Origin of the sequence: Thalassospira sp. A3_1 (genome assembly GCF_017744215.1) — a bacterium.
In the GTDB taxonomy this organism is placed as follows: domain Bacteria; phylum Pseudomonadota; class Alphaproteobacteria; order Rhodospirillales; family Thalassospiraceae; genus Thalassospira; species Thalassospira lucentensis_A.
Map to the genome: position 1 here is coordinate 115,265 of NZ_JAGHQQ010000004.1, position 3,076 is coordinate 118,340.

Annotated in this window: 2 protein-coding genes; one reads left to right on the forward strand and one right to left on the reverse strand. The window is 55.4% G+C overall.

All coding sequences use genetic code 11. The annotated features are described in order from the left end of the window. Positions 1-187 precede the first annotated feature (187 nt). On the reverse strand, positions 188-1,687 hold the full coding sequence (locus J7395_RS17295; protein ID WP_209222700.1) for a CoA-acylating methylmalonate-semialdehyde dehydrogenase: 1,500 nt from the start codon (positions 1,685-1,687) through the stop codon (positions 188-190). A 146-nt stretch (positions 1,688-1,833) separates the two neighbouring features. On the opposite strand from J7395_RS17295, the gene J7395_RS17300 reads away from it, so the two are divergent. Beyond that, positions 1,834-2,721 carry a LysR family transcriptional regulator gene (locus tag J7395_RS17300; RefSeq protein WP_114109923.1) on the forward strand — a complete coding sequence of 296 codons (888 nt, stop codon included), beginning with the start codon at positions 1,834-1,836 and terminating at the stop codon, positions 2,719-2,721. Positions 2,722-3,076 lie beyond the last annotated feature (355 nt).

Sequence of the window (3,076 nt, forward strand, 5' to 3'; positions counted from 1 at the left end):
GAATTCCTCCGCCGATCTTCCCGGTCACTTTGTTTTTATTTTTTCGAAGATTAGATCAGCAGAAGATGAAAAGCAAAAGCGTTGGTCGCATTCCTCAAAGTTCCTCGCGCGAGCCCAATAAAAATCGGGCGGGAAATCAATATTCCCGCCCGATACGCTCAGTTTAAGATTTCTGCCGCCAGCGGCATCACTTCATCGTCGGCATGACGAATTCGGCGCCCTTGCGAATACCCGTCGGCCAGCGAGAGGTGATGGTTTTAAGGCGGGTATAGAACCGCACCCCTTCCATGCCATGCATGTGATGATCGCCAAACAAGGATGCCTTCCAGCCGCCAAATGAATGGAACGCCATCGGAACCGGGATCGGCACATTGATGCCGACCATGCCGGTCTGGGTGCGGTTGGCAAATTCACGCGCCGTATCGCCATCACGGGTAAAGATCGCGGTACCATTGCCATATTCGTGGCTATCAACCAGATCGGCCGCAGTTTCAAAATCATCGGTCCGCACGATTGACAGGACCGGGCCGAAAATCTCTTCCTTATAGATCGTCATGTCGGGTGTGACATTGTCAAACAGGGTCCCGCCAACGAAATAGCCGTCTTCATAGCCCTGCAAACGAATGTCGCGGCCATCAACAACCAGCTTCGCCCCTTCTTCAACGCCTTTGTTGATATAACCGACAACCTTGTCGCGGTGCTGCGCGGTCACAAGCGGGCCCATTTCGGCCGCCGGATCCGTTCCCGGTGCGACCCGAAGTTCGTTAATGCGCGGTACAAGCTTTTCAACCAGCGCATCCGCCGTTGCCTTGCCAACCGGCACCGCAACCGAAATCGCCATGCAACGTTCGCCGGCCGATCCATATGCCGCTCCCATCAGGGCATCGACCGCCTGATCCATATCCGCATCGGGCATCACGATCATGTGGTTTTTCGCACCACCCAACGCCTGGCAACGTTTGCCCTGCGCAGTCGCGGTTTCATAGATGTATTTCGCAATCGGGGTCGATCCGACAAAACTGATTGCGCTGACATCCGGATCAAACAGAAGCGCATCAACCGCTTCCTTGTCGCCCTGCACAACGTTGAAAACGCCGTCCGGCAAACCGGCTTCGCTCAGCCATTCCGCCAGCAGAAGCGACGCAGACGGATCACGTTCGGATGGTTTCAGGATGAAACAGTTGCCGCAGGCAAGCGCAACCGGGAACATCCACATCGGCACCATGGCCGGGAAGTTGAACGGCGTAATACCGGCCACAATACCAAGCGGCTGGCGCACCGAATGGCTGTCAACCTTGGTACCGACATTCTCGGTGAATTCGCCCTTCAAAAGCTGCGGCGCGCCGGTGGCAAATTCAACAACCTCGATCCCGCGGGTGACTTCACCCAGCGCATCCGAAAGCACCTTGCCATGCTCGGCCGTGATTGCCGCAGCCAGTTCTTCCGAACGGCTTTCAAGGATGCCCAGGAATTTATTGAGGATACGGGCACGACGCAGCGGCGTGGTATTGGCCCATTCCGCGGCTACCGACCGTGCACTTTCGACAGCATTTCGAACCTCGGCCTTCGATGCAAGGTCAACGGTCGCACTCTGCTGACCGGTGGCCGGGTTGAACACGGCCGCTGTCCGGCCGGAAGTCCCGGCGACGCGTTTGCCGTTGATGTAATGGGTGATCTGGCTGGACATTCGGCTTCTCCCGATAATCGTGGTGATCTTTTGTCGCGGATCATAAAAAATCGTCCGCAAAGCAGGTCGATTATGGATATGCATATGGATGCACATCAATTACCATTATTGCAAATTCGATGTGCAATTTTTGAAGTCGATAGATCATGGATTGGGACCGCATTCGCATCTTTCTGGCCGTCGCACGACAGGGCCAAATCCTCTCGGCCGCCCGTCAGCTTGGCCTGAACCACGCCACGGTTGGTCGGCAACTGACCGCCCTTGAACAGGAACTCGGCACCAAACTTGTCGAACGACGCACCACCGGATCGGAACTGACCGAGGCAGGCAAAGCCCTGATGGGTGCAGCCGAGGCCGCTGAATCAGCCTTCCTTAAAGTCGGCACCGCCTTCCCCAGCCGGGCAGAAGGCATTGCCGGAACCGTGCGCGTTGGCGTGCCCGATGGACTTGGCAATTACTTCCTTGCACGTGAACTCGCGGGCTTTGCCGCCGGGCATCCCGATCTGGTGATCCAGCTGGTGCCGCTGCCGCGCACCTTTTCCCTGTCCCAACGCGAAGCCGACATCGCCATCACCCTTGATCGCCCCAAACAGGGGCGGCTGGTGATCAAAAAACTGACCGACTACACGCTGAGCGTCTATGCATCCCAAAGCTACATCAAAAACTATGGCGCGATCCGGTCCGAACGCGATCTGACCGACCGGCTGTTTGTCACCCATATCGAAGACCTGATTTACAGCCGCGCCCTTGATTACGCGGCACGTCTGGGCAAACTGATGAAACGGCGTTTCGAATGCGGCAGTGTGGTCGCCCAGATGGAAGCGGTGCGCAACGGGCATGGCATTGGAATCCTGCATGATTACGCCACCCATGATGTGCCCGACCTGATCCGCCTGCTGCCCGATATCCGCTTTACCCGAAATTACTGGATGCTGCTGCATCCCGATACCAAGGACACCCGCGGGGTCGCCGCCGTCGCCGATCATATCAGTCGGGTCGTACGTACCGCGCGTGATCTATTCATTGCACAGTGATCTAAAATTTCGCGAATCTGATTGCTGTATCTGCACGCAAACACCGTATCACGGTTAAAATCCGGATCATATCGCCACACTATACGAACAGAAAAACTCCGAAGCAAAATCAACAGAAAGACAAGAAACATCAAGCTGTTCAGGCATCTAAACAGCGTACCTTTGATTGTATTTTCACGGACTTAACTTGCGATTTTTCACTACGATCACTTGCATTTGAAGGGCGTTCCCGGGCATATTCTTTCGGATATGGTTGGGGATGAGCCATGTGGTCGGGGGCATACAAAAAGCCTGTTGAACAGGATTTCAAAAACCGCTTGCTGCATGGCGCAATCAACGTTTGAAAGGTCAGACG

Bases quoted from the DNA above. Each gene is read 5' to 3' on its own strand.
- J7395_RS17295 (WP_209222700.1), bottom strand. From the start codon at position 1,687: ATGTCCAGCCAGATCACCCATTACATCAACGGCAAACGCGTCGCCGGG.
- J7395_RS17300 (WP_114109923.1), top strand. From the start codon at position 1,834: ATGGATTGGGACCGCATTCGCATCTTTCTGGCCGTCGCACGACAGGGC.